22 protein-coding genes are annotated in these 23,111 nt (G+C 70.6%); 11 read left to right on the top strand and 11 right to left on the bottom strand.

The genetic code is table 11. The annotated features are described in order from the left end of the window. The first annotated feature begins 69 nt into the window (after nt 1-69). A complete protein-coding gene (locus KFLA_RS34080; RefSeq protein WP_012924399.1) occupies nt 70-1,416 on the top strand; it encodes a serine hydrolase domain-containing protein in 1,347 nt (448 codons plus the stop codon). A 7-nt stretch (nt 1,417-1,423) separates the two neighbouring features. On the opposite strand, the gene KFLA_RS34075 is transcribed toward KFLA_RS34080, so the two are convergent. The 4 genes from KFLA_RS34075 to KFLA_RS34060 all read right to left on the bottom strand — a co-directional run bounded on the left by KFLA_RS34075 (nt 1,424) and on the right by KFLA_RS34060 (nt 3,597). After that, nucleotides 1,424-1,861 (bottom strand): PIN-like domain-containing protein, encoded by a 438-nt coding sequence (locus KFLA_RS34075; protein WP_012924398.1) that lies wholly within the window; start codon nt 1,859-1,861, stop codon nt 1,424-1,426. Then, nucleotides 1,861-2,343 carry a DUF433 domain-containing protein gene (locus KFLA_RS34070; protein WP_202797056.1) on the bottom strand — a complete coding sequence of 161 codons (483 nt, stop codon included), beginning with the start codon at nt 2,341-2,343 and terminating at the stop codon, nt 1,861-1,863. The genes KFLA_RS34075 and KFLA_RS34070 overlap by 1 nt, the downstream gene beginning before the upstream one ends. Nucleotides 2,344-2,614: 271 nt before the next feature. After that, the gene (locus KFLA_RS34065) at nt 2,615-3,136 is read right to left on the bottom strand and encodes a DinB family protein (RefSeq protein WP_012924396.1); all 522 of its coding nucleotides are present in this window, start codon (nt 3,134-3,136) and stop codon (nt 2,615-2,617) included. A 113-nt stretch (nt 3,137-3,249) separates the two neighbouring features. Then, nucleotides 3,250-3,597 (bottom strand): AMP-binding enzyme, encoded by a 348-nt coding sequence (locus KFLA_RS34060; protein ID WP_041289612.1) that lies wholly within the window; start codon nt 3,595-3,597, stop codon nt 3,250-3,252. Between the two features lie 161 nt (nt 3,598-3,758). Here KFLA_RS34060 and KFLA_RS34055 point away from each other — a divergent pair, with 161 nt between their 5' ends. After that, nucleotides 3,759-4,379, top strand: a complete 621-nt coding sequence (locus tag KFLA_RS34055) for a TetR/AcrR family transcriptional regulator (protein WP_012924395.1) — start codon at nt 3,759-3,761, stop codon at nt 4,377-4,379. Nucleotides 4,380-4,744: 365 nt separating this feature from the next. On the opposite strand, the gene paaK is transcribed toward KFLA_RS34055, so the two are convergent. The 3 genes from paaK to paaI all read right to left on the bottom strand — a co-directional run bounded on the left by paaK (nt 4,745) and on the right by paaI (nt 7,865). Continuing rightward, the gene (gene paaK, locus KFLA_RS34050; RefSeq protein WP_041289611.1) at nt 4,745-6,061 is read right to left on the bottom strand and encodes a phenylacetate--CoA ligase PaaK; all 1,317 of its coding nucleotides are present in this window, start codon (nt 6,059-6,061) and stop codon (nt 4,745-4,747) included. Between the two features lie 176 nt (nt 6,062-6,237). Beyond that, complete coding sequence (pcaF, locus tag KFLA_RS34045) at nt 6,238-7,443, bottom strand: 3-oxoadipyl-CoA thiolase (protein WP_012924393.1); 1,206 nt, start codon at nt 7,441-7,443, stop codon at nt 6,238-6,240. Next, complete coding sequence (gene paaI, locus KFLA_RS34040; RefSeq protein WP_012924392.1) at nt 7,440-7,865, bottom strand: hydroxyphenylacetyl-CoA thioesterase PaaI; 426 nt, start codon at nt 7,863-7,865, stop codon at nt 7,440-7,442. Before paaI ends, pcaF begins: the two co-directional genes overlap by 4 nt. A 100-nt stretch (nt 7,866-7,965) precedes the next feature. Between paaI and paaN the strand changes: the two genes are divergently transcribed. The 9 genes from paaN (at nt 7,966) to KFLA_RS33995 (ending at nt 19,859) form a co-directional block, all read left to right on the top strand. Then, nucleotides 7,966-9,639 (top strand): phenylacetic acid degradation protein PaaN, encoded by a 1,674-nt coding sequence (paaN, locus tag KFLA_RS34035; protein WP_012924391.1) that lies wholly within the window; start codon nt 7,966-7,968, stop codon nt 9,637-9,639. Continuing rightward, nucleotides 9,632-11,020: a serine hydrolase domain-containing protein gene (locus tag KFLA_RS34030; RefSeq protein WP_012924390.1), complete on the top strand. Its 1,389-nt coding sequence runs from the start codon at nt 9,632-9,634 to the stop codon at nt 11,018-11,020. Before paaN ends, KFLA_RS34030 begins: the two co-directional genes overlap by 8 nt. Nucleotides 11,021-11,043: 23 nt before the next feature. Further along, a complete protein-coding gene (locus KFLA_RS34025) occupies nt 11,044-11,571 on the top strand; it encodes a flavin reductase family protein (RefSeq protein WP_049797661.1) in 528 nt (175 codons plus the stop codon). Between the two features lie 18 nt (nt 11,572-11,589). Beyond that, nucleotides 11,590-12,627 (top strand): zinc-binding dehydrogenase, encoded by a 1,038-nt coding sequence (locus KFLA_RS34020; protein WP_012924388.1) that lies wholly within the window; start codon nt 11,590-11,592, stop codon nt 12,625-12,627. A 201-nt stretch (nt 12,628-12,828) separates the two neighbouring features. Continuing rightward, nucleotides 12,829-14,106 carry an ABC transporter substrate-binding protein gene (locus KFLA_RS34015; protein ID WP_012924386.1) on the top strand — a complete coding sequence of 426 codons (1,278 nt, stop codon included), beginning with the start codon at nt 12,829-12,831 and terminating at the stop codon, nt 14,104-14,106. A gap of 60 nt (nt 14,107-14,166) precedes the next feature. After that, nucleotides 14,167-15,066: a carbohydrate ABC transporter permease gene (locus KFLA_RS34010; RefSeq protein WP_012924385.1), complete on the top strand. Its 900-nt coding sequence runs from the start codon at nt 14,167-14,169 to the stop codon at nt 15,064-15,066. Beyond that, nucleotides 15,063-15,971, top strand: a complete 909-nt coding sequence (locus KFLA_RS34005) for a carbohydrate ABC transporter permease (RefSeq protein ID WP_012924384.1) — start codon at nt 15,063-15,065, stop codon at nt 15,969-15,971. Before KFLA_RS34010 ends, KFLA_RS34005 begins: the two co-directional genes overlap by 4 nt. A gap of 149 nt (nt 15,972-16,120) precedes the next feature. Next, entirely contained in the window at nt 16,121-17,758 is a 1,638-nt protein-coding gene (locus tag KFLA_RS34000) for a hypothetical protein (RefSeq protein WP_237706665.1), read from the top strand. 316 nt (nt 17,759-18,074) lie between these two features. Further along, on the top strand, nt 18,075-19,859 hold the full coding sequence (locus KFLA_RS33995) for an NHL domain-containing thioredoxin family protein (RefSeq protein ID WP_012924382.1): 1,785 nt from the start codon (nt 18,075-18,077) through the stop codon (nt 19,857-19,859). 70 nt (nt 19,860-19,929) lie between these two features. Here the strand turns inward: KFLA_RS33995 and KFLA_RS33990 are convergent, their stop codons facing one another. The 4 genes from KFLA_RS33990 to KFLA_RS33975 all read right to left on the bottom strand — a co-directional run bounded on the left by KFLA_RS33990 (nt 19,930) and on the right by KFLA_RS33975 (nt 23,075). Then, nucleotides 19,930-20,178 carry a DUF6458 family protein gene (locus tag KFLA_RS33990; RefSeq protein WP_012924381.1) on the bottom strand — a complete coding sequence of 83 codons (249 nt, stop codon included), beginning with the start codon at nt 20,176-20,178 and terminating at the stop codon, nt 19,930-19,932. Between the two features lie 130 nt (nt 20,179-20,308). Next, nucleotides 20,309-21,085 carry a DUF4097 family beta strand repeat-containing protein gene (locus tag KFLA_RS33985; protein ID WP_012924380.1) on the bottom strand — a complete coding sequence of 259 codons (777 nt, stop codon included), beginning with the start codon at nt 21,083-21,085 and terminating at the stop codon, nt 20,309-20,311. Nucleotides 21,086-21,201: 116 nt separating this feature from the next. Next, nucleotides 21,202-22,449: a hypothetical protein gene (locus tag KFLA_RS33980; RefSeq protein ID WP_012924379.1), complete on the bottom strand. Its 1,248-nt coding sequence runs from the start codon at nt 22,447-22,449 to the stop codon at nt 21,202-21,204. Continuing rightward, a complete protein-coding gene (locus tag KFLA_RS33975; protein WP_237706664.1) occupies nt 22,446-23,075 on the bottom strand; it encodes a P-loop NTPase family protein in 630 nt (209 codons plus the stop codon). Before KFLA_RS33975 ends, KFLA_RS33980 begins: the two co-directional genes overlap by 4 nt. Nucleotides 23,076-23,111: the final 36 nt, after the last annotated feature.

Raw genomic sequence — 23,111 nt, 5'->3', positions numbered from 1 at the left:
GTCCAGCCTCCCACAGCCCACGCTCAAACCCCTGCCGCTGGCCGGATCCTTCGCCTAAGGTCAGCACTCGTGACCGACATCGCCCAGCAGACCCAGACAGCGCTCACCCGGATCCTCGTCGAGCGGCAGACGAAGGGCCGGGTACCGGGCCTGGCCGGAGCCGTCGTCCGCGACGGGAGGCTGGCCTGGTCGGGGGGCGTGGGCGCCGCCTCGCTGGACGCCCCGGACGCGCCGCCGACCGCCGACACGCAGTACCTGATCGCGTCGCAGAGCAAGACGCTCACCGCGGTCGCGATCATGGCGCTGCGCGACGAGGGCAAGCTCACCCTGGACGACACCGTCGAGAAGCTGATCCCGGAGAGCAAGCACGAGGGCATCACCGTGCGGCAGATGCTCAGTCACGCCAGCGGCATGCAGCGCGAGCCGGTCGGCGACGTCTGGGACGTGATGCGGTTCCCGGACCGGGCCGAGCTGGTGGCGGGATGGAACGACGCCGAGCGGATCGGCAAGCCGCACCACCGGTTCCACTACAGCAATCTGGTCTACTCCCTGCTCGGCGAGATCGTCGCCCGGCTGGACGGCCGCTCCTGGTACGAGTCGATCCAGGCCCGCATCCTGCAGCCGCTGGAGATGCGCCGGACAACCGTGGGCATGGACGGCGGACCGGCCGCGTCCGGGTACTACGTGCCGCCGTTCAGCGACGTCCCGGTGCCCGAGCCGCTGCTTTCGCTCGGCGCGCTGGACGCCTGCGGCGGACTCGCCAGCACGGCCGGGGACCTGGCCAAGTGGATGGCTTTCCTGGCCGACCCGACCGACGAGGTGCTCTCGAAGGACACCCTGGACGAGATGTGCCAGCCGCAGATCATGGCCGACCTGGACCGCTGGCAGCTCGGGTTCGGTCTCGGGTTCATGCTGCTCCGGCTCGGTGAGCGGATCTTCGTCGGTCACACCGGCGGCATGCCCGGCCACATCACCGGCAGCTTCGTGCACCGCCCGTCGGGTGTCGCCGGCATCGCGCTGATGAACACCACGTCCGCGCCGTCACCCGCCGCGCTGGCCACCGACCTGGCCGTCAAGGTGCTCGACGACGACCCGGTGCTGCCGTCCGCGTGGACGCCGGGGACGTCGGTGCCCGAGGAGCTGACCGACGTACTCGGCACCTGGTTCACCGAGGGCCAGCCGTTCGTCTTCTCGGTCCGCGAAGGCACCCTGGAGGCCCGCTCCCCGTCCGCCGCCGACTACACCGCCCCGGCCGTCTTCGAGCGACTCTCCACCGACCTCTACCGCACCGTCTCCGGCCGCGAGACCGGCGAGCTCCTCCGCATCACCCGCGCCCCCGACGGCACCCCCGTCAAACTGAACTGGGCCACCTACCTCTGCACCCGAGCCCCCCTCGCCTTCGGCCAGCACCTGTAGGCGCCGCTCACCGCGGCCAGTACTTCGGAGGGTCGGCGGACGGATCGACGGTCGAATGACGTCCACTGGCCTGGATGCTGCTGATCCGGACCAGCCGCTGACCGCTGGCCGCAGCCAGCTCGGCGACGACGAAAGGCATGGCCGAGACCACCGCGCCCAAGGCCAGCGCCAGTCCGTTGAGCCCCAGTTCGTACCGCTGACGAAAACGCACGTGGTGCAGGCCGCACTTCTTGATTGCGGCGGTCTCCGCAGGATCGTCCAGCTGGCGGGCGTCGTTGGTGACCAGCACCTCGAAGTGCTGGGCAGCGGCGTCCCGCAGGACGAACAAGTCCTTCTTGCCGCTCCAGCCCAGCCTCTGGACGTGGTCGACCCGATGGTCACGCAGGACGTGCCGCAGGGGCTCGAGGACCTGTAGCGCTACGTCCTCGTCGAGCAGGATGCGCATCAGGCAGCTGGCGTACGACCGTAGCGGTCAACGTAGTTGGCGAAGTCGAGCGCATCCGCTGCGGCCGTTGCGCCGACGGAAGGGTAGTACTCGGCAATCCTGTCGGCCGGGACACCGTCGCGAAGAAGTCCCGCGACGAGCTCGAAAGGCACCCGCGTTCCTGAGATCACCGGGTGTCCACTGCGGACCTCCGGATCGACCCGCAGCGCTCGCCGCGGCTGCAGGAGGCCGGGAACGCGAATCTCGTCCGCGGTGGTGAACGGCTGCAGGACATCAGCCATCACGACGGTGACCTGCTGACCCGGCTGCTCCACAAGATCCACCGCGGGGGCGTCCGAAGCGACGAGAACCACGCTGCTGCCCTGGGCGATCAGGCGGTAGTGCGACAGGTGCTCGACCTCGCCGAGGTCATACAGGTTCTCCAGTGCTCGCCGAACGCGCTGGAGCGAGATGCGTCTGCGCAGGTAGACCGTTGTCCGCAACGCGATGACGTCACGGAACGAGTACAGCGGCGGTCGCTCGGACACTTCCGGGACCAGGATCGCCCCGCCGGACCTGGTGGGGTTTCTCCAGTACGCCAGCTGACGGATGGAAGCGCCGGACAGCGCTGCTGCCAGGTGCGGCCGGTACGCCACGAGTCCCCCTCTCTTTCCGTCGACGCATCGATCGTAGCCCCGCCGGTGAGGTCTCCGTGGACGGTTGTGGACAAAACGTGGGATCTGCCCGGGGAAGCCCCGGGCAGATCCCACGTCCCTACCGGTCGTACCCCGTTCTGCCGTCGAGCAGTTCGCGGATGATGTCGAGGTGGCCGACGTGGCGGGCGGTTTCCTCGATCAGGTGGCAGAGCACGTACCGCAGCGAGGCGGCGCCGCCCTCGCGGACGGTCGGGCCCTGTTCGAGCGCGTCCAGGGAGAGCTGGGCGACGATCGCGTTCGAGCGGGCGCACTCCTCGTCGTACTCGTCGAGCAGTTGGGCGAGCGGGACGTCGTCGACGAACATCTCGGCGTCCACGTGCCCGTCGTCGGTCCACGGGGTCTGGCCGGTGTCGGGCACGCCGAGCACGTTGAGGTGGAACCAGGAGTACTCGTTCCAGCGCAGGTGCGCGACGATGCCGGCCATCGTCATCAGCGGTGACGTCGGCAGCACCTTGCGGTGCGCGTCGGCCTCACTCAGGCCGGCGCACTTCATCCGGACGAAGGACCGCTGCAGGTCGAGCCAGCCGGTCAGTTGGGTTCGCTCGTCCGCGGTCAGCGGCGGGCGGGTCACTACAGTCATTCACGACTCCATGGGTGGAACTGGAGCCACCCGTCAGCCGCGGGTACGACGACGAGGTGGCACGACGGAAGAACTCGACATCGCGTTCACCTCCTCTCGTCTCGTGCCGGACTCTAGCGGTCCCCGGCGCCCGAGCTCAACAGAATTTCCTTCACCTCGGTCTTCAGCACCTTGCCCACCTTCGAGCGCGGCAGCCCGGTCCACACCTCGATCTGCTTGGGCGTCTTCACGCTGCCCAGCCGGCTCTTCACGTAGTTGCGCACCTCGGAGTCGGACACCGTCAGCCCGGGATGCAGCTGCAGCACCGCGGTGACCCGCTCGCCCCACTTGTGGTCCGGCAACCCGACCACGGCGCAGTCCTGGATCGCGGGATACGTCATCAGCACCTGCTCGACCTCGGCCGAGTACACGGCGAACCCACCGGTGACGATGGCATTCTTCGCGGCCGACGGACCGTGCACGGCAGCTCCCTCGACGGCGGTGGCTTTGACGCTCGGCCACCGGTGAGGCGGTGACCGGGCGATGGGCTCAGCGTCACGAACTTCTGGACATCCGTCAAGAGTTTGTTGGACAACCGTCAAGAACTCTGCCGACGGTAAACTCACCGCAGGGAGGCTTGCCGATGACCGAGCTGACGGACCGGATCTCGCGCCGGCAGGTGGACAAGTTCGCGGAACGTCGTGCACAACTGGCCACCTCGGCGCTGCGCACGTTGTCCGAGCTCGGCTACGCCCGGACCAGCCTGCGCGAGATCGCCCAGAACTCCGACTTCTCGCACGGAGTCCTGCACTACTACTTCCGCGACAAGGTCGAGCTGATCACGCACTGCGTCAAGCAGTACAAGGCCGAGTGCGTCACCCGCTACGACCAGATCGTCGCCACCGCGACATCGGCCGAGACCCTGCGCACCGACTTCGCCGAGGCGCTGGCCGCCACCTGCCGCGAGGACGCCGCCATGCACAGGCTCTGGTACGACCTGCGCAACCAGGCCCTGTTCGAGGAGTCGTTCCGGGCCGACGTGCTGGAGATCGACCAGTCGCTCGAGCTGATGATCTGGCGCATCGTCACCACGTACGCCGACCTGTCCGGCCGCCCGCCGGCGGTCACCTCCGGTACGGCGTACGGGTTGCTCGACGGTCTCTTCACCCAGGCCCTGCTCCGCCACCTCGCCGGCGTCCCCGACGCCACCACCAACCTGGCCGCCGCCACCCACCAGACCCTGCCGAAGCTACTCGCCGCCTGACCCGCTCCCGCACCCCACCCAACGCGCGCGATCCGCCCTCGCCCCCTCGCGTCATCCCACTTTGAGCACCGTCCAGCCACGAACCAGCGGCGGAAACGGCCGAGCGGTGCACAAGGCCGGCCCCCTCCGTGGCCAAACTCGGAGCTGCCGCGATGCCGCCGTACTGACGCGTCGTACTGACGCGCCGAACGAGGGCTCCATCGCGGCGTCGCCTCGCTCGTGAGGTGCGGGGACGCGAGCGAGTCGCCGGCCTTGTGCACGGGGCAGCCGTTTCCGCCGCTGGTTCGTAGCTGGACCGTGCTCAAAGTGGGGGTGAGGAAGGGGATCGGCTGGACAGTGCTCAAGGTGTGGGAGGGGCCGGGGGCTCAGGTCAGCCGGCGGCGGTCGTTGATGCGTTTGGCCTTGCCCAGTGAGCGTTCCAGGGCGTGCGGCGGCAGGACCTCGACGGTCGCGGTGACGCCGATGTGCGTCTTGATCCGGTGCGTCAGGGCTTCGGCGGCGGGGGTGTGGTCGATCAGGCCGGGCGCTGCCTCGACCTGGACGGTGAGCTCGTCGAGGCGGTTCGGCCGGGTCAGCACGCACAGGTAGTGCGGGGTGAGGCCCTCGACCAGCAGGATCTGGTGCTCGATCTGGGTCGGGAAGACGTTCACGCCGCGGACGATCATCATGTCGTCGGTGCGGCCGGTGATCTTCTCCATCCGGCGCATCCCGGGCCGCGCGGTGCCGGGCAGCAGGCGGGTCAGGTCGCGGGTGCGGTAGCGCAGGACCGGCAGCGCCTCCTTGGTCAGCGTGGTGAGGACCAGCTCGCCCTGCTCACCGTCCGGCAGCACCTCGCCGGTGACCGGGTCGATGACCTCGGGGTAGAAGTGGTCTTCCCAGATGTGCAGGCCGTCCTTGGTCTCCACGCACTCCTGGGCGACGCCGGGACCCATCACCTCCGACAGCCCGTAGATGTCCACCGCGTGCATGCCGGTGCGCTGCTCCACCTCGGTCCGCATCTGCTCGGTCCACGGCTCGGCGCCGAAGATGCCGACCCGCAGTGCGGTGTCCCGCGGGTCGAGGCCACGGGCATCCATCTCGTCCAGGATCGCCAGGAAGTACGACGGCGTCACCATCACGATCTGCGCGCCGAAGTCGCGGATCAGGTCGACCTGCCGCTCGGTCATGCCGCCGGACACCGGCACGACGGTGCAGCCGAGCCGTTCGGCGCCGTAGTGCGCGCCCAGCCCGCCGGTGAACAACCCATACCCGTAGGCGACGTGACAGACGTCGCCCGCGCGTCCACCGGCCGCCCGGATCGAGCGGGCGATCAGGTCGGCCCACCGGTCGATGTCACCCCGGGTGTAGCCGACCACCGTCGGGCGTCCCGTCGTACCGGAGGAGGCGTGCACCCGGACCACCTCGGAGCGCGGCGCGGCGAACAGGCCGAACGGGTAGTTGTCGCGCAGGTCCTGCTTGGTGGTGAACGGCAGCCGGCTCAGGTCCGACAGCTCCCGCAGGTCGTCCGGCGCGAAGCCCGCGCCGTCCAGCGCCGCCCGGTAGTGCGGCACGTTCTCGTACGCCGTCCGCACGGTGGCCTGCAGCCGGGCGAGTTGCCGCGCGCGCAGCTCGTCGACGGACAACCGTTCGCCGGCGTCCTGAAGCTCGGCCGGACAAGGCTCGCCGAGCAGTTCGTCCGCCATCATCGATCCCTTAGGGCGTGTTGATCGATTCCCTGCGTGCTGCGCGGCACCCGGCACGGCACCTCGCCGCACTGGAGCAAAGGCCACGATGGAAAAACATCGAGGCCTTCACTCCAGCACGCCGAGCTACCGCACCGGGCACCTGCTCGCGACTGCAGGGAATTGATCAACACGCCCTAGGGCCCGGCGAGCAGAGTCGCGATGCCCTGGCCGACACCGATGCACATGGTGCTCAGCGCGTAGCCGGCGTCGCGGTGGCGAAGTTCCAGGGCGGCGGTGAGGGCGAGGCGGGCGCCGGACATGCCGAGCGGATGGCCGAGGGCGATGGCGCCGCCGTTCGGGTTGACGTGCTCGGCGTCGTCCGGCAGGCCGAGCTCGCGTAGTACCGCGAGGGACTGGGAGGCGAAGGCCTCGTTCAGCTCGACCACGCCGACGTCGGTCAGCGCGACCCCGGTCCGGGCGAGCAGCTTGCGCGTCGCGGGCGCCGGTGCGATCCCCATGATCCGCGGCGGTACGCCGGCCGCCGCGGTGCCGACGATCCGGGCCAGCGGCGTGACCCCGAGCCGCTCGACCGCCTCGCCGCTCATCACCAGCAACCCGGCCGCGCCGTCGTTCACGCCGGACGCGTTGCCCGCGGTCACCGTGCCCGGGTCGCGGAACGGTGTCTTCAGGCCGGCCAGTGCCTCCAGCGAGGTCTCCCGCGGGTGCTCGTCGGTGTCGACGATCGTGACCGCACCCCGCTGGCCCGGCACCTCGACCGGCACGATCTCCTCGGCCAGCCGGCCGTTCGCGATCGCCTTGGCCGCGCGCTGCTGGCTGCGCAGCGCGAACCGGTCCTGGTCCTCGCGGCCGACGCCGAAGTCGGCCGCGACGTTCTCCGCGGTCTCCGGCATCGAGTCGATCCCGTACTGCGCCCGCAGCACCGGGTTGACGAAGCGCCAGCCGATCGTGGTGTCGAAGATCTCCGCCGACCGGGAGAACGCGCTGGTCGCCTTCGGCAGCACGAACGGCGCCCGGGACATCGACTCGACGCCACCGGCGATCACCACCTCGTTGTCACCGGCAACGATCGAGCGGGCGGCCGAGGCGACCGCGTCCAGGCCGGACCCGCACAGCCGGTTGATCGTCGACCCCGGCACGCTGTCCGGCAGACCGGCCAGCAGCACCGCCATCCGGGCCACGTTGCGGTTGTCCTCGCCGGCCTGGTTGGCGCAGCCGAGCACGACGTCGTCGATGCCTGCCGGGTCCAGCGCCGGGTGCCTGGCCAGCAGAGCCTTGATCGTGTGGGCGGCGAGGTCGTCCGGGCGCACCGGGGCGAGCGCCCCGCCGTACCGGCCGACGGGGGTCCGAACACCGTCCACGAGATAAGCGACACGGCTCATAGGTTCTCCTTGATCACGGTGCCGGGCAGGCGCCGGCTGTGGCCGCGGAACTCCGCGATCACCGCGTCGTCCCGGCGGACGGTCACGTCGTAGATGGCGTTGCGGCCGTACGCCGTGCGCTCGTGCGCCTCGGCGACCAGTCGGTCGCCGCGTCGCGCCGGGGCGACGAAAACAATGTCGCAGGCCTGCGCGACGCTGACCTGGTTGCGCGCGTTGCAGGCGAAGGCGAACGCGGAGTCGGCGAGCGTGAAGACGAAACCGCCGTGCGCGATGCCGTGGCCGTTGACCATGTCGTCGCGCACGGTCATCTCCATCCGCGCGAACCCCTCGCCGACGGCGTCCAGCCGCATGCCGAGCGTGGCGCTGGCGGTGTCGTCCGCCCACAGCGCGGCGGCCACCCTGGCCGCGAGGTCGTCACCCATCAGTCCACCCAACCATCAGCAACGGTTGTGACACTCTATCGCCGGTCTGCTCCATGACTGTAACATCGGGGCGGAGTCCACCCCAGCTTGGAGCGCACCCATGACATCGACCGACTGGCTCGCCACCCACCGCGACCGCCTTGACGGGGCACTGGCGGCGATCCGCAGCCGTGGCTACTTCTCCGCCTTTCCCGAGTCGCCGAGCCCGCGGGTGTACGGCGAGACGGCGGCCGCCGACGGCTTGGCCGCGTTCGAGCGGCACCTCGGCACGGCGTACGAGCTGGGCACGCCGGGGGCGAACGGCACGGTCGTCACCGAGCAGTCGCCGTTCGGGCTGGAGCTCAACGTCGAGTACCCGCGCACCACCGAGAGCGGCCTGGACGAGCTGCTCGGCGCGGCCCGCGCGGGTCTCGCCGACTGGCGCAGGGCCGGCGTCGACGGCCGGACCGGCGTCACGCTGGAGATCCTCGACCGGCTGCACCGGCGGGTCTTCGAGCTCGCGAACGCCGTCCAGCACACCAGCGGCCAGGCCTTCGTGATGGCGTTCCAGGCCGGCGGCGCGCACGCGCTGGACCGGGCGCTGGAGGCGGTCGCCTACGCCTACGAGGAGATGAACCGGTACCCGGCCGAGGCGGTCTGGGAGAAGCCGGCCAAGGGCGAAGCGATCCGGATGACCAAGAACTTCACCGTCACCGGCCGCGGGGTCGCGCTGGTGATCGGCTGCAACACCTTCCCGACCTGGAACTCCTGGCCCGGCCTGTTCGCCTCGCTGGTCACCGGCAACGCCGTCGTGGTCAAGCCGCACCCGCTGGCCGTGCTGCCGCTGGCGATCACCGTCGAGGTCTGCCGCGAGGTGCTCGCCGAGGCCGGCCTCGACCCGAACCTGGTCACGCTGGCCGCCGAGCGCGCCGACGACGGACTGGCCAAGCCGCTCGCGCTGCGGCCCGAGGTCAAGCTGATCGACTTCACCGGCGGCAGCGAGTTCGGCGAGTGGCTGGAGCAGAACGCGACCCAGGCGACCGTGTTCACCGAGAAGGCCGGCGTGAACGCGGTGATCATCGACTCGACCGACGCGTTCAAGGCGCTCTGCGGCAACCTGGCCTTCACGCTGTCGCTGTACTCCGGCCAGATGTGCACCACCACCCAGAACATCTTCGTCCCGGCCGGCGGCATCGAGACCGACGAGGGGCCCAAGTCGTTCGACGAGGTCGGTGCCGGTATCGCCGCGGCGATCGGCAAGCTGCTCGGCGACGACGCCCGCGCGGTCGAGATCCTCGGCGGCATCGTGAACCAGGCCGTGGTCAGCCGGCTGGAACTGGCCCGCGAGTACGGCGACGTGGTGCTGGAGTCCCGTGCGATCAAGCACCCGCAGTACGACGACGCCGTGATCCGGACCCCGCTGCTGGTCGCGCTCGACGCCAAGGAGGAAGGCACCTACGGCAGCGAGTGCTTCGGCCCGGTCTCGTTCCTGGTCCGGACCGCGGACACCAAGGAGTCGATCGAGCTGTTCGCGCGGACCGCCGCCGCGGGCGGGGCGATGACGGCCGGCGTCTACTCCACCGACGAGCAGGTCCTGGAGCAGGCCCGCGACGCCGCCCTCGAGACCGGGGTCGCGCTGTCGGAGAACCTCACCGGCCAGGTGTTCGTGAACCAGTCGGCAGCCTTCAGCGACTTCCACGGCACCGGGGCCAACCCGGCCGCCAACGCGACGTACACCGACGGCGCCTACGTTGCGAGTCGCTTCCGCGTCATTCAGTCTAGGCGTCATGCCTGACGCCCTGGACTCCCGCACCCTGACCGAAGTTCTCGCGTACTACGACACCTGGCTGGCCTTCAACCAGCGCTACCAGCGGATCCCGGGCGTGCAGGCGGCCGTGTTCGCCGGGGACCGGGTCGCGCTGTCCACGGCGTACGGGCTGGCCGACGTGGACGGCGGCGTCGCGCTCACCCCGCAGCACCTGTTCCGGATCGCGTCGCACTCCAAGACGTTCACCGCGACGGCCGTGCTGCAGCTGGTCGAGCAGGGCCGGCTCCGGCTCGACGACAAGGCGTCGGCGCACGTCACCGAGCTGGTCGGCACGCCGGTCGGGGAGCGGACCCTGCGCGACCTGCTCAGCCACGCCGGAGGCGTCACCCGGGACAGCCTGGAGGCCGACTTCTGGCAGCTCGGCACGCCGTTCCCGGACCGCGAGCACCTGCTCGGTGTTCTGACCGACGAGAGCTCGGCGGTGCTCGGCGAGAACGACCGGTTCAAGTACTCCAACATCGGCTACGGCCTGCTCGGACTGGTGATCGAGGCGGTCACCGGGACGTCGTACAACGAGCACGTGCAGGCGGCGGTCGTGGCCAAGCTCGGGCTGGACGACCTCGGCCCCGAGCTGGACGCCGCTCGGGTTGCCGAGTACGCCGTGGGCTACAGCGCGCTCGCGTACGCGGACAGCCGGGTGCCGATCGAGCACGTGGACACCCGGGCGCTCGCCGCCGCGACCGGCTTCTACGGCACGGCGCAGGATGTGGTCACCTACTTCTCGGCGCACCTGCCGGGCGACGAGCGGCTGCTCACGGACGCCTCGAAGCGGCAGATGCAGCACCCGTTGTGGAAGACCACGGACGAGGAGGACGGGCCGCGGTACGGGCTGGGGCTGCAGATCACCGAGGTGGCGAAGCGGGACGTCTTCGGCCACAGCGGCGGCTACCCCGGGCACATCACCCGCTCGCTGGTCGATCCCGGGCGCCGGATCGCGGTGTCGGTGCTGACCAACGCGATCGACGGTCCGGCGGCGCAGCTGGCCGAAGGGCTGCTGAAGCTGGTGGACCTGGCCGGCTCGAAGGATCGGGGCGAGGGTGACCTGGCCCGTTTCACCGGGCGCTTCGCGAACCTGTGGGGCGTCAACGACGTCGTGCTGCTCGGCGGCCGGCTGCACGTGATCGACCCGACCGCCGCGGACCCGGCCGCCGGGCCGACGACGCTCGAGCTGGACGGCGACTCGGCCCTGCGCGTCACCGGTGACTCGGGCTTCGGCGGGTACGGCGAGCGGTACCGCTTCACCTTCGGCGCCGACGGCCGCGTCGAGTCCTACCGCGGCGCGGGCGGGCTGACCAGCCGGCCGATCGAGCACTTCACCCTGCCCGACCGGGTGACCGTCGCCGGGTGAGCCGCCCGTCGTACGGTGACGGCATGAGCATTCACGGGGAGCACCCGTTCCTGCCGGCCGAGGCGGACCGGAGCCCGGTCCGGCGGTTCCGTGGCAGGCTGGCGTCGCCGGTCAGCCTCTGGACCGCCCAGTACGCCGGGAAGCGGGCCGGGTTGACCGTGTCGTCGGTGCTGGTGGCCGACGGGGAGCCGGGGTACCTGCTCGGGCTGCTCGACCCGGACTCCGACCTGTGCGAAATGTTGCTGAAGGCAAAGACCGCGGCGGTGACCCTGCTCGGCGAGCCGCACCGGCAGCTGGCCGACGCCTTCGGGTACGTCGCGCCCGCCCCCGGGGGCCCGTTCCGGCTGAGCGAGTGGACGGACACCGAGTGGGGCCCGGTGCCGGCCGGGGTGACGGCCTGGGCGGGTGGTCGGCTGACGTCCGGCGAGCCGCGCGAGATCGGCTGGGCGGTGCAGGTGCAGCTGGAGATCGAGCACGTGGAGCTGCTGGCCGACGACGTGGCCCCGGTCGTCCACCGCCGTGGCCGGTACGCCGTCGTCGCGCCGGACTGACCGGCCTACAGTGTGGCGATGCGAGCGACCACGATCCACGCCCCGTTCGACGTCCGGCTCAGCGAGGTTCCGGACCCGGTGATCGAGCAGCCCACCGACGCGGTGGTGCGGATCGTGGCCGGCTGCATCTGCGGCTCCGACCTGTGGTCCTACCGCGGCGAGAACGCGATCACCCCCGGCAGCCGGATCGGGCACGAGCTGGTCGGGATCGTCGAGCAGACCGGCTCCGACGTCCGGACCGTGCGGCCCGGCGACTTCGTCGTGGTGCCGTTCGTCGCCAGTGACGGCACCTGCCCGAACTGCCGCGCCGGGTACCAGTCGGTCTGCCAGAACCTGGTGGGCATCGGCGGGCGCACCAACGACGGCGGCCAGGGCGAGTACGCCCGGATCCCGTACGCCGACGGCACGCTGGTGGCGACTCCGGAGGTTCCCGACGACGCGCTCGTGCCGTCGTTGCTGACCTTGTCGGACGTGATGGGCACCGGTTGGCACGCGGCGCGCGCGGCCGGCGTACGGGCCGGGCACACCGTCGTGGTCGTCGGCGACGGGGCGGTCGGGCTGTGCGGCGTCCTGGCGGCCGCGCGGATGGGCGCGGAGCGGGTCGTGGCGCTGTCCCGCCATCAGCCGCGGCAGAAGATCGCGCGGGAGTTCGGCGCCACCCACGTCATCGCCGAGCGCGGGGAAGCGGCCGAGGCGGCGGTGCTCGAGCTGACCGACGGCGTGGGCGCGGACGCGGTGCTGGAGTGCGTCGGCACCGACCAGTCGTTCGCGACCGCGTTCGCCGTCGCCAGGGCCGGCGCCACCGTCGGCTTCGTCGGCATCCCGCACGGCGTCGAGGTGCCGATCCGCACGATGTTCCAGCGCAACGTCGGCCTGGCCGGCGGTGTCGCGCCGGTCCGGGCGTACCTGCCGGAGCTGATGACCGACGTGCTGGCCGGTGCGATCAACCCCGGCCTGGTGTTCGACGAGGTCAGGCCGCTGTCCGAGGTTGCCGAGGGCTACCGGTCCATGCACGAGCGGCGCGCGATCAAGACCCTGCTCCGGCCCGGTGGCTGAGCCGGCCGGCCCGGCCATGTGGGCAGTGGCCTGCAGGAGCAGAATGTGCGCGCTCTCATACCAGCTGTTCGCGCGGCATCACGTCTGCGCAACGCGCCTGCGCGGAACGTTGACACCCGACCGGCCGCGCGACCACAGTGGGGCGGTCAAGGGGGCATTCGTTGTCAGACAGCTCCATGAGCTGATCGGAGAGTGAGCGAAATGCGTGGTGGTTGGAGCAAGACCGTCGCGGCACTGGGTGCCGTGGGTCTTCTCGCGGTGAGTGCCTGCGGGAACAGCGACGACGGCGGAAGCGGGGACGCGGCAGCGAGCAAGGACGTCACCGTCTTCACCTGGTGGGCCGACGGTGGCGAGAAGGCCGGTCTGGACGGGCTGGTCTCGGTGTTCAACACCGAGTGCAAGGACTTCAAGTTCGTCAACTCCGCGGTGGCCGGTGGCGCCGGCTCGAACGCCAAGCAGGTCCTGGCGAACGACCTGGCCGCCAACAAGCCGCCGTCGACGTTCCAGGCGCACGCCGGCGCCGAGCTCGGTGACTACATCCGCAACGGGCAGGTCGACGACGTCAGCGACCTGTACAAGGAGTTCGGCCTGGACGCCGCCTTCCCGAAGAGCCTGATCGACAACCTCACCGTGGACGGCAAGATCTACTCGGTGCCGGCCAACGTGCACCGCGCCAACGTGGTCTGGGCCAACCCGGCGGTGCTGAAGAAGGCGAACCTCGACGCCACCAAGGCCCCGGCCAGCGTCGACGCCTGGATCGCCGACATGGAGAAGCTGAAGGCCGCCGGGGTGAAGGCGCCGCTGGCCACGTCCAAGGGCTTCGCCCAGGAGATGGTGATGGAGGCGGTGCTGCTGGCCGAGCTCGGCCCGGACAAGTTCACCGGTCTGTGGAAGGGCGAGACCGACGCGGCCGGCGCCGATGTCACCGCCGCGCTGGAGAAGTACAAGAAGGTCCTGTCGTTCAGCAACGCCGACCGCGAGGCGGTCGACTGGCCGGACGCGCTGTCGTACGTGAACAAGGGACAGTCCGCCTACACGCTGATGGGTGACTGGGTCGCCGCGCAGCAGCTGTCCGACAAGGTGCCGGACTCGGCGTACACCTACTGGCCGGCGCCGGGCACGGGCGACACCTTCCAGTACCTGGCGGACTCGTTCACCCTGCCGACCAACGGGCAGACCCCGGACGGCGCGAAGTGCTGGCTGAAGGTGGTCGGCAGCGCCGAGGGGCAGAAGGCCTTCAACACCAAGAAGGGCTCGATCCCGGCCCGGTCCGACGCGGTCGCCACCGACTACCCGAAGTACCAGCAGGCCGCGATGGCCGACTGGAAGGCGAAGACGATCGTGCCGTCCTGCGCCCACGGCGCCGCCTGCACGCTGGGCCAGAACGACAGCATCCTGTCCGCGATCGGCCAGTTCAGCAGCGGCATGGACGTGCCGACGCTGCAGAAGGCGCTGGCCGCCGCGGTCAAGCCGGCCTGACCCGGAATGCCGCTCCTGAACCACACCGCACCGGCTGACAACGATTCGGAGTCCTGAGTCATGCACGGAAGGATCCGTACCTGGGGGCCGGGGGCACTGGTACTGCTGCCCACGGTCCTGCTGCTCGGGTACTTCGTCTACGGGCTGATCGCCTGGTCGTTCAACACCTCGCTGACCGACCGGCACACCGCCCGGAAGGGCCCGGCGGAGTACGTCGGGTTCGACAACTACGTCAACCTGTTCGGTGAGGAGCGGTTCCTCAACTCGCTGAAGAACCTCGGCGTGCTCACGGTGGCGTTCATCGTGGGCACGCTGATCTTCGGCCTGCTGTGGGCCCTGCTGCTGGAGAAGGGCCTGCGCGGGGAGGGCATCTTCCGGTCGATCTTCCTGTTCCCGATGGCGATCTCGATGATCGCCTCGGGCGTCGTCTGGGGCTGGTTGCTGAACCCGTCCCAGGGCGACGACGCCCGCGGCCTGAACCGGCTGTTCTCGATCCTGCACCTGAACGTGCTGGAGAACCCGTGGTGGACGGGCGGCAGCCGGTGGACGACGATGGCGTCGATCGCGCTGCCGGCCGTCTGGCAGCTGTCCGGCTACATCATGGCGCTGTTCCTGGCCGGCTTCCGGGGCATCCCCGGTGAGCTGCGCGAGGCGGCCCGGGTGGACGGCGCCTCGGAGTTCAAGCTGTACCGGCACGTGCTGTTCCCGCAACTGTCCCCGATCGCGCTGTCTGCGCTGATCATCCTGGGCCACATGTCGCTGAAGCTGTTCGACCTGATCTACGCGATCACCGGGCCGAACCAGTTCCGCACCGAGGTGCCCTCGGTCTACATGTGGAACACCTTGCTGCGCAGCGACATGGCGAAGGCAGCCGCGATCTCGATCGTGCTGCTCGCCGTCGTCGCCGTGCTCGTCATTCCCTACGTGGCCTACACCGTCCGGCAGGAGAGCGAAGAATGACCGCCGCTGACGTCCCGGCGAACGCGACCGGCAAGGCCGCGGCGGCGATCAGCCGCAAGCCGACCCGCAGCACCATCGCCGACGGCTCCACCCGCACCAGCCGGACCGTGCGCTACGTCCTGCTGCTGCTGTTCCTGCTGTTCGTGCTCACGCCCGTGTACGTCGTGGTGATCACCAGCTTCAAGACCTCCAGCGACACCACCGCCGCCGCACAGTGGTCGCTGCCGCAGACCTGGACGCTGGAGCCGTGGCGCAAGGCGTGGGACGTGCTGCAGCCCTACATCGTGCGCTCGCTCTCGCTGGCGGTGCCGGCCGCGATCATCGCGTCGCTGATCGGCTCCGCGAACGGGTTCGTGCTGGCCCGCTGGCGGTTCCCGGGCGCCAACCTGGTGTTCGCGTTCATCCTGTTCGGCATGTTCATCCCGTACCAGGCGGTGATGCTGCCGCTGCGGACGACGTTCCAGGAGCTGGACGTCACCCGCGGGATCCCGACCCTGCTGATCGCGCATGTCATCTACGGCATCCCGATCTGCACGCTGATCTTCCGCAACTACTACGCCACCGTGGTGCCGCACGAGATCATCGAGTCGGCCCGGGTGGACGGCGCCGGGCTGGTCCAGACCTACGCCCGGATCATCCTGCCGATCTCGATCTCCGGTTTCGTGGTGACGCTGATCTGGCAGTTCACCTCGGTCTGGAACGACTTCCTGTTCGCGCTGTTCCTGACCCAGCAGAACAACGGGCCGGTCACCCTCGGCCTGGCGGCGCTGGCCGGCGGGCAGAAGGTCGACTACGCGGCCAGCATGGCGGGCGCGCTGATCACGTCGCTGCCGACGCTGCTGGTCTACATCGTGCTCGGCCGCTGGTTCATCGGCGGTCTGATGGCCGGGGCGCTCAAGGGCTGACCACGCTGTCACCCGACGGCCCGCGCCTCCGGTACGCCGTACCGGGGTGGCGGGCCGTTGCCGTGCGGTGACGGCGTGTCGGCCGTGTTGTCCACAGGACGCGCGCACCGCCCTGCGGCGAAGCGGTCTTCGGCGGTAATCTCGCCAGGGTGACCAAGTCACGAGGCCGGGACGGCCGCGGCAGCCATCTCCGGCTGGTCGGCGGTTCCACTCCCGGTTCAACCCCCCAGCCACCGGCGGGTGTCACCGAGGTCGACACCACGCCGAGCGTCGCTGTGCTGGACACCCTGCTGGAGACGCTGCTGCTCGATCTGGCTGCGGCGCCACCCGCGCTGCACCCGGTGATCGCCGAGGCGTCGGTGGCCCGGTCCGCCGCGCTGCTCGCCGACCAGCTGTGGCCCGCCGGGCAGCCCGACGAGATCGGTGAGGTCGAGCGGTTCTTCTGGGCCGACGCCGCCCGGGTGCTCGGTGAGCGCCGGGACGCGGATTCCTTTGTCCTGTTGACGAGTCTGGCCCGTACGGTCGGTCCGGCCGGCCGGTTGCCGCTGCAGCGTGCGCACCTGTCCCGGGTCCGCACCCAGGGCGGCGTGCCGGAGTGGGTGTCGCGGATCGCGGGGTTCCGGCTGACCAGCGCGATCGTGTCGGAGGACGTCACCGGCGACGGGCTCAGCGTCGTGCTCGACTACGACGACGACCAGCACCCGCACACGGTGGTGGTGTTCGTCGACAACAACCTGGGCGCGATCGCGAAGGACGTTTTTGTCGGGCCGCCGATCGACCGGGTGGTCGAGGCGTACCAGCGCGGCGGCCGGGTGACCGTGCGCACGGTCCGTCCGGCGACCGCGGCCGGCATCATCCTGCAGGCGCTCGGCGAGACGCACGACCACGACGAACCCCCGGTGACCGAGGACTTCGAGTTCTTCTCCGGCCTGCTGGTGAACCGGCTGACCCAGCTGCCGGAGCGCCCGGTCCGACCGCCGATCCGGCCGCTGGTGTCACCCCGGCAGCGCGAGCAGCTGGTCGAGCAGTTCCTCGACTCGCAGTACGCCGCCGGTCTGCCGGACGACGCGGCCGACATCGCCCGGCTCTGGATCGACCACGCGGTGGACCGGACGGTCGGCGGCCCGCTGCGAGTCAGCGCGGTGCTGGTCGAGCTGTTCCTGGCGTCCTGGCTGCCGCGCAAGGTTCTTGCCGACAGCACCTATTTCGGCGCGGTGCCGGTGGTGGTGAAGGCCTGGCTGGAGTTCGCCGGCGAGCGCACCCAGCTCGACCTGGACGCCATCGAGGAGGCGGTGGACGCGGTCGAGGTGTGGACCCCCGCGCTGGAGGCGGCGGCCCTGGACGAGCCGATCGGCTCCCGGTCCGGCGAGCGCGTCTTTCTCGACGAGACCAGCACCGACCTCGACGAGGCGTACCGCACGCTGTCCGGCCTCGGCTCACCCCCGCGCCCCGACCTCGACGGTTTGGACAAGTCCCACGCCGCCACGCTGTCCGTGCTCGCCCCGCACGCCTGGCTGCTGGCCGGCGAAACCCTCGGCATCGGCTACGCCGCCGACGCCTTCGACATCGCCGAACGCCTGGTCCGCGAGGCCCCCGACCTGCTCACCAAGGCCCGCCTCTCCACCTGGCCCCGCGCCATCGTCTGGCTGCTCGCCCACCGGCACCGCCTGGTCGGCCCCGGCGAACCCCTCACTCCGCACACCCTGGCCGCCGACCTCGCCACCTCCGCCCCCACCCTCCGCAAAACCGCCAAACTGCTCACCGACCACCTGGTCCTGCCCCGCTGAACCAGCCCAGGGCAACGGCACCCCGACCGCCCAGGCCGCCGACCCGCCACCTCGTCCCCACCCCAACGGATCCCCTGCCGCAACCTCGGCCCTCTGATGGGTAACCCACCAAGTGCAGGGTTGGCCCACCAGATCCCGATGGGCCAACCCTGCACCTGGTGGGTTAACCCATCAGACGTCGCGCGGCGGCGGTTCGGGCGGGGCGGGGGAGGGGGATCTGAGCGGGGCTCGGGGGGCGACCTGGTGTGCCGGTTGCTCGGGCCGATGGGGCGGGGTGGTTGAGCGGACCGGTTGGGCAGGGGCGGACAATGGCTGCATGCATGTGCGTGCGCCGGAGCTCAAGGGGCGGGGATGGTTGAACACCGGAGGGGCGGAGCTGCGGCTTGCCGACTTCCGGGGGCGGTTATTGCTGCTGGACTTCTGGACGTTCTGCTGCATCAACTGCCTGCACGTGCTGGACGAGTTGCGGCCGTTGGAGGAGAAGTACGGCGACGCGCTGGTGATCGTGGGCGTGCACTCGCCGAAGTTCGCGCACGAGGGGGAAGAGGTGGCGGTGAAGGCGGCCGTCGCGCGGTACGAGGTGGGGCATCCGGTGCTGGACGACCCGGAGCTGGTCACCTGGCAGAACTACACCGCCCGGGCCTGGCCGACGCTGGTGCTGGTGGATCCCAACGGGTACATCGTCGCCCAGTACTCCGGCGAGGGCCACGCGCACGCCCTCGACGCGCAGCTGGCCGAGTTGATCGCGCAGCACGAGCAGGCGGGCACACTGACGCGCGGCAGATCGCCGTACGTCGCCCCTGAGCCGGAGCCGACCGAGCTACGGTTCCCCGCAAAGGTCATTGCCTATGACAACGGATTTCTGGTCGCCGACGCAGGCAATCACAGCGTCGTGCAGCTGGCCGAGGACGCGACCACCGTCGTCCGCCGGTTCGGTACCAGGCGGCGCGGGTTCCAGGACGGGCCCGCGGACCAGTCCGCCTTCTCGGAGCCGAACGGGCTGACCCTGCTGCCGGCCGAGGTCGCCACGGAGGTCGGGTACGACGTGGTCGTCGCCGACACCGTCAACCACGCGCTGCGCGGCATCACCCTCGCCACCGGCGAGACCCGCACCCTGGCCGGCACCGGCAAGCAGTGGATGGACGGCGACGGCACGGACGTGCTGAGCTCGCCCTGGGACGTCGCCTGGTGGCAGGACAAGGTGTGGATCGCGATGGCCGGCGTCCACCAGCTGTGGACCTTCGACCCGTTCACCGGCGCGACCGAGATCGCGGCCGGCACCACGAACGAAGGCCTGCGCGACGGTACGCCGGAGCAGGCGTGGTTCGCGCAGACCAGCGGCCTCGCGGCGGACGGCGACCGGCTCTGGCTGGCCGACTCCGAGATCTCCGCGCTGCGCTGGATCGACACCGAGGTGCACACCGCGGTCGGTACCGGCCTGTTCGACTTCGGCCTGCGCGACGGCAAGGCCGACGAGGCGTTGCTGCAGCACCCGCTCGGCGTGACCGTGCTGCCGGACGGCTCGATCGCGATCGCCGACACCTACAACGGCGCCGTCCGCCGGTACGACGGCCGGCAGGGCACGGTGGAGACGATGGCCACCGGTCTGGCCGAGCCGAGCGGAGCCGTTGTCGTCGGCAACGAGCTGCTGGTGGTCGAGTCCGCGGCGCACCGGCTGACCCGCATTCGGCTGGGTGCGTCGGCGCAGGCCGACGAGTTCAGCACCCGGACGCAGCGACCGCCGATGGAGATCGCCGGGGGCGAGGTGACGCTGGAGGTGGTCTTCACGCCGCCGCCCGGCCAGAAGCTGGACGGCCGCTACGGTCCGTCCACCCGGCTGCTGGTCTCGGCGACGCCGGAGAGTCTGCTCCGGGAGGGGGCGGGCGACTCCACCGACCTGAAGCGCCGACTGGTGATCGACGAGCGCGTCGGCGACGGCGTTCTGCACGTCGCGGTGCAGGCGGCCTCCTGCGACGACTCGGCGGAGGTCGAGTTCCCCGCTTGCCACATGCACCGGCAGGACTGGGGCGTGCCGGTCCGGGTCACGCCGGACGGCGCTGCCCGGCTCGAGCTGGTGCTGTCAGGGGCGAGCGCAAGCTGAGCGGCCGGTTGGGCAGGCACCCACCTGAGTGCCTGCCCAACCGGCCGAAAGCTGCGATCCTCGCGAGGGGTTACTCCTTGACGTCGCGGTGGTGCTCCTCGACGACGCGGTACTCCTCCTCGACGGCCGGGTCCATGGTGTTGGTCGCCACCCGCCGGCGCCGGTTGGTGATGTAGAAGGACAGCACGATGCCCGCCAGGCCGGCGAGCATCAGGATGTACCCGACCGCGGTCAGGTCGACCGCGTCCCAGGAGTCACGGACGGCGAACGCCAGGACGGCGCCCACCACCATCAGGAAGATTCCCACACCGATGCTCATCCGAGCCTCCTCGTGATGTCGTTCGACACTGTCGAAGCTACTCCGCGTCGAGCACGGAATCCATCGATCGAAGCGTGTCGGTCACGCCACGTGGCGCCCCCGGCAGGTACCCGGCGGTAAACCCGGCCGGTCAGGAGCGGTGGGCGGTGAGCTCGACGTCACCGGAGACCGTCGTCGCGCGGACGGTGTGCTCGGCCGCCGCGGCGTCGCCGAGGCCGTTGTCCACCTCGCCGCTGCGGGTGTCGGTGTCCACCGCGTACGAGCCTTCCGGCGCGATCACCTCGACGTCCCCGCTGGTGCCTTCCGCAGTCACGTCGGTCGCCTCGGCCAGGTCGATCCGCAGGTCGCCCGACGTACTGCGGACCTTCACCGGCCCGCCCTTCACCGCGGTCGCCTCGACGTCGCCGGAGGTCGCCTGCACCTCGAGCTTGCCGGTCAGCCGGTCGACCGTCACGTCGCCGGAGGTGAGATCGACCTTCACGTCACCGCTGACGTCCTGCAGCTCGACCTCGCCCGACCGGGCCCGCAGGTCGACGCCCGCCACCCCGGCGACGGAGATGTCGCCGCTGCCGCTGTCGCCGACGACCTTGGTGCCGCGCGGCACGGTGACCACGTAGTCCGCCTTGCAGTGCCAGCCGCAGTCCCCGTCGATGCGCAGCGTGTCCCCGTCCACCTGGTAGCCGTCGTCGCGCTGGAACAGCCAGTACTTGCGCTTCTCCTCGACGGTGGTCCGCTGCACGTCGCCGACCTTGACCGTGATGTCGGAGTTGGGTGAGTCCAGCCGCACGGTGGAGATCGACTCGGCCACCTCGTGCTGGTCGTCCGACTGGCGGTCGCCCCAGGACCACACCGCCAGACCGATCCCGGTCACCAGCAGCAGTGCGCCGACCTGCTTGACCTCAGCCATCGTCCGTCCACCTCTCGTCCTGCCCCGAACCGTCGCTTCGACAGTAGGTGCGGACGGCGTCCGGCTGGATCAGGCAGCGACCCTCAGTGCCCCCTGAACCCCGGCTCAGGGGTGGCTCAGGACCGGTGCTGCCCGCGCATCACCGCGGCCGGCAGATCGTCGGTCAGGTTGCCGAAGAAGGTCCGCGCCCACAGGTCGTCGCCGTGCCAGTAAGGGCCGTCGTCACCGGGCAGCGACTTGGGCGCCCGCCCCGCCTTCAGCGCCTGCCGGCATTCCGCGCACAGCGGCAGCGTCACCGTCGTACCGTCGCTCTCGACCTGCGTCGGCCGCGCGAGCGCCCTGCCGTGCAACGGGTTGAAAGCGCACAGCCCCGGTACGTCGGACGCTTTCCGCCCCGCCGCCACCGCGACCGCCTGGTCGTACTCCCGCCGGGCCTGGTCCAGCAGCACCATCGCACCGACGAGGTCCACCAGGTCGCGAGACGCGTCCAGGACCTTCCCGGCCGCGTGGTGCGCGTCGAGCGCGGCCTGCTGGTGCCTGAGGCCTTCGCCCTCGGCCGGGGGCAGCGCGGCCAGTTCCGAGCCGAGGGTGGTCAGCTCACTCGTCGTGTCCCGGGTCAGCCGGCGACGGCGTTCGGCGGCAACGGTCTGCGCGACGTGTGGCGGAATCGTGAACGCCTTCTCGCGACGCGGCCGGCTGCTGCTGCCGCCGCGACGGCGCAGACCGATGATCAGGCCGAGCACGACCAGCACAGCGAGTGCCGCGATCAGGATGCCGACGACCGGAGAGCCGTCCTCGTCGGAGAAGGGTGACGAGGGAGAACCGGAGGAGCCGGACTTCTTGCGGTCGACCGGACCCAGCGCCGGTCCGGCCAGCAGCTCGTAGAAGCGGGCCATCACCTCGGTCGGACCGGCGTCGTACCCGGTCTGGTCGAGAGCGTGCGAGCGGGCGTTGTCCAGCCGTTCGTCGTACCGCTCGAACTGGGAGAGCTGGTGCACCTTGAAGTACGGGAAGCGCTCACCGCCGTCGACGACGACGTACAGGCCGGGCTTGCGCAGGGCGTCGACGACGAGCGTCAGGACGTTGGTTTCCTTGCCCTGGAACACGTCGCTCGGCGTCAGCGGCAGGATGATCGAGTAGACCGGGTAGTCGAGCGCCTTGGCCTTGGTGCGGACGTCGGCGCGCAGGTTCTCCGGCACCCCGGTGGCGTACGCCGGGTCGATGTACAGCGGGTCCTTGGCCAGCGCCGACGCGATCTCGCGGGCCCGCTCGGCCGGAGTCTGGGCCGTCCCGGCTCCGGCGGGCACGGCGGCCATCGAGAGCACCAGCGCCAGCAGAACCGTCAGCGCGTACCTGGACTTCACAGCCGTCCTCCACCTCGTCGGGCGACCAGCGCCGCCACTCCCAGTACGATTCCGGCCAGTACCGCGCCGCCCAGCAGGCCGAGCACCGCACCACCGATTCCGCTCGCGATCGCTTGCCCGGCGGTGAAGCGCTCCGGCTCGCGCGGTGTCGCGTCCCGCGGCGGCAGGGGTTGGGTCCGGGCCGGCTTGGCGTCGTACCGGTCGCTCACCTTGACCGCGTCCAGGAACTCGGCGAGCCGGTCGGCCACGGACTTGCGGGACGCCGCGTACACCCGGCCCGGACTGTACGCCTGGACGAGGTGTTCCACGCCGACCGTCTCGGTGCCGAACATCACCACGTAGAGGCCGGGCTTGCCGTTCGCCGCCGCCATCCAGCCGGCCAGCAGTTCGGTGTCGCCCTTCTCGGGGAACCAGGCGCCGGTCGGGACCGCGGCCAGGTAGACCGGGACCGGCGACTGGGCGATCCGGTCGCGCAATGCGGTGACGTGCTCGGCGACGGACGCGGCGTACTGCGGGTCGAAGTACACCGGATCGTGCTTCCAGGCCGCGACGGCCGCGGTCACCCGGGAATCGGTGGGCACGCTGCCCGCGGTCGACGGGGCCGAGGCCCACGAAGACGCCGGCATGACGGCAGCGATCGCCGCGAGGACGAGCGCCAAGAG

Source organism: Kribbella flavida DSM 17836, assembly GCF_000024345.1.
Taxonomy (GTDB): domain Bacteria; phylum Actinomycetota; class Actinomycetes; order Propionibacteriales; family Kribbellaceae; genus Kribbella; species Kribbella flavida.
Note: the sequence above shows the minus strand (reverse complement) of the source record. Positions and strands in the feature narration are given on the sequence as shown.

Bases quoted from the DNA above. Each gene is read 5' to 3' on its own strand.
- pcaF (WP_012924393.1), bottom strand. From the start codon at position 7,443: ATGAGCCGTGTCGCTTATCTCGTGGACGGTGTTCGGACCCCCGTCGGC.
- KFLA_RS34010 (WP_012924385.1), top strand. From the start codon at position 14,167: ATGCACGGAAGGATCCGTACCTGGGGGCCGGGGGCACTGGTACTGCTG.
- paaI (WP_012924392.1), bottom strand. From the start codon at position 7,865: ATGGGTGACGACCTCGCGGCCAGGGTGGCCGCCGCGCTGTGGGCGGAC.
- KFLA_RS34055 (WP_012924395.1), top strand. From the start codon at position 3,759: ATGACCGAGCTGACGGACCGGATCTCGCGCCGGCAGGTGGACAAGTTC.
- KFLA_RS34065 (WP_012924396.1), bottom strand. From the start codon at position 3,136: ATGACTGTAGTGACCCGCCCGCCGCTGACCGCGGACGAGCGAACCCAA.
- KFLA_RS33985 (WP_012924380.1), bottom strand. From the start codon at position 21,085: ATGGCTGAGGTCAAGCAGGTCGGCGCACTGCTGCTGGTGACCGGGATC.
- paaK (WP_041289611.1), bottom strand. From the start codon at position 6,061: ATGGCGGACGAACTGCTCGGCGAGCCTTGTCCGGCCGAGCTTCAGGAC.
- KFLA_RS33990 (WP_012924381.1), bottom strand. From the start codon at position 20,178: ATGAGCATCGGTGTGGGAATCTTCCTGATGGTGGTGGGCGCCGTCCTG.
- KFLA_RS34025 (WP_049797661.1), top strand. From the start codon at position 11,044: ATGAGCATTCACGGGGAGCACCCGTTCCTGCCGGCCGAGGCGGACCGG.
- KFLA_RS33995 (WP_012924382.1), top strand. From the start codon at position 18,075: ATGCATGTGCGTGCGCCGGAGCTCAAGGGGCGGGGATGGTTGAACACC.
- KFLA_RS34020 (WP_012924388.1), top strand. From the start codon at position 11,590: ATGCGAGCGACCACGATCCACGCCCCGTTCGACGTCCGGCTCAGCGAG.
- KFLA_RS34030 (WP_012924390.1), top strand. From the start codon at position 9,632: ATGCCTGACGCCCTGGACTCCCGCACCCTGACCGAAGTTCTCGCGTAC.
- paaN (WP_012924391.1), top strand. From the start codon at position 7,966: ATGACATCGACCGACTGGCTCGCCACCCACCGCGACCGCCTTGACGGG.
- KFLA_RS34005 (WP_012924384.1), top strand. From the start codon at position 15,063: ATGACCGCCGCTGACGTCCCGGCGAACGCGACCGGCAAGGCCGCGGCG.
- KFLA_RS34015 (WP_012924386.1), top strand. From the start codon at position 12,829: ATGCGTGGTGGTTGGAGCAAGACCGTCGCGGCACTGGGTGCCGTGGGT.
- KFLA_RS34075 (WP_012924398.1), bottom strand. From the start codon at position 1,861: ATGCGCATCCTGCTCGACGAGGACGTAGCGCTACAGGTCCTCGAGCCC.
- KFLA_RS33975 (WP_237706664.1), bottom strand. From the start codon at position 23,075: ATGCCGGCGTCTTCGTGGGCCTCGGCCCCGTCGACCGCGGGCAGCGTG.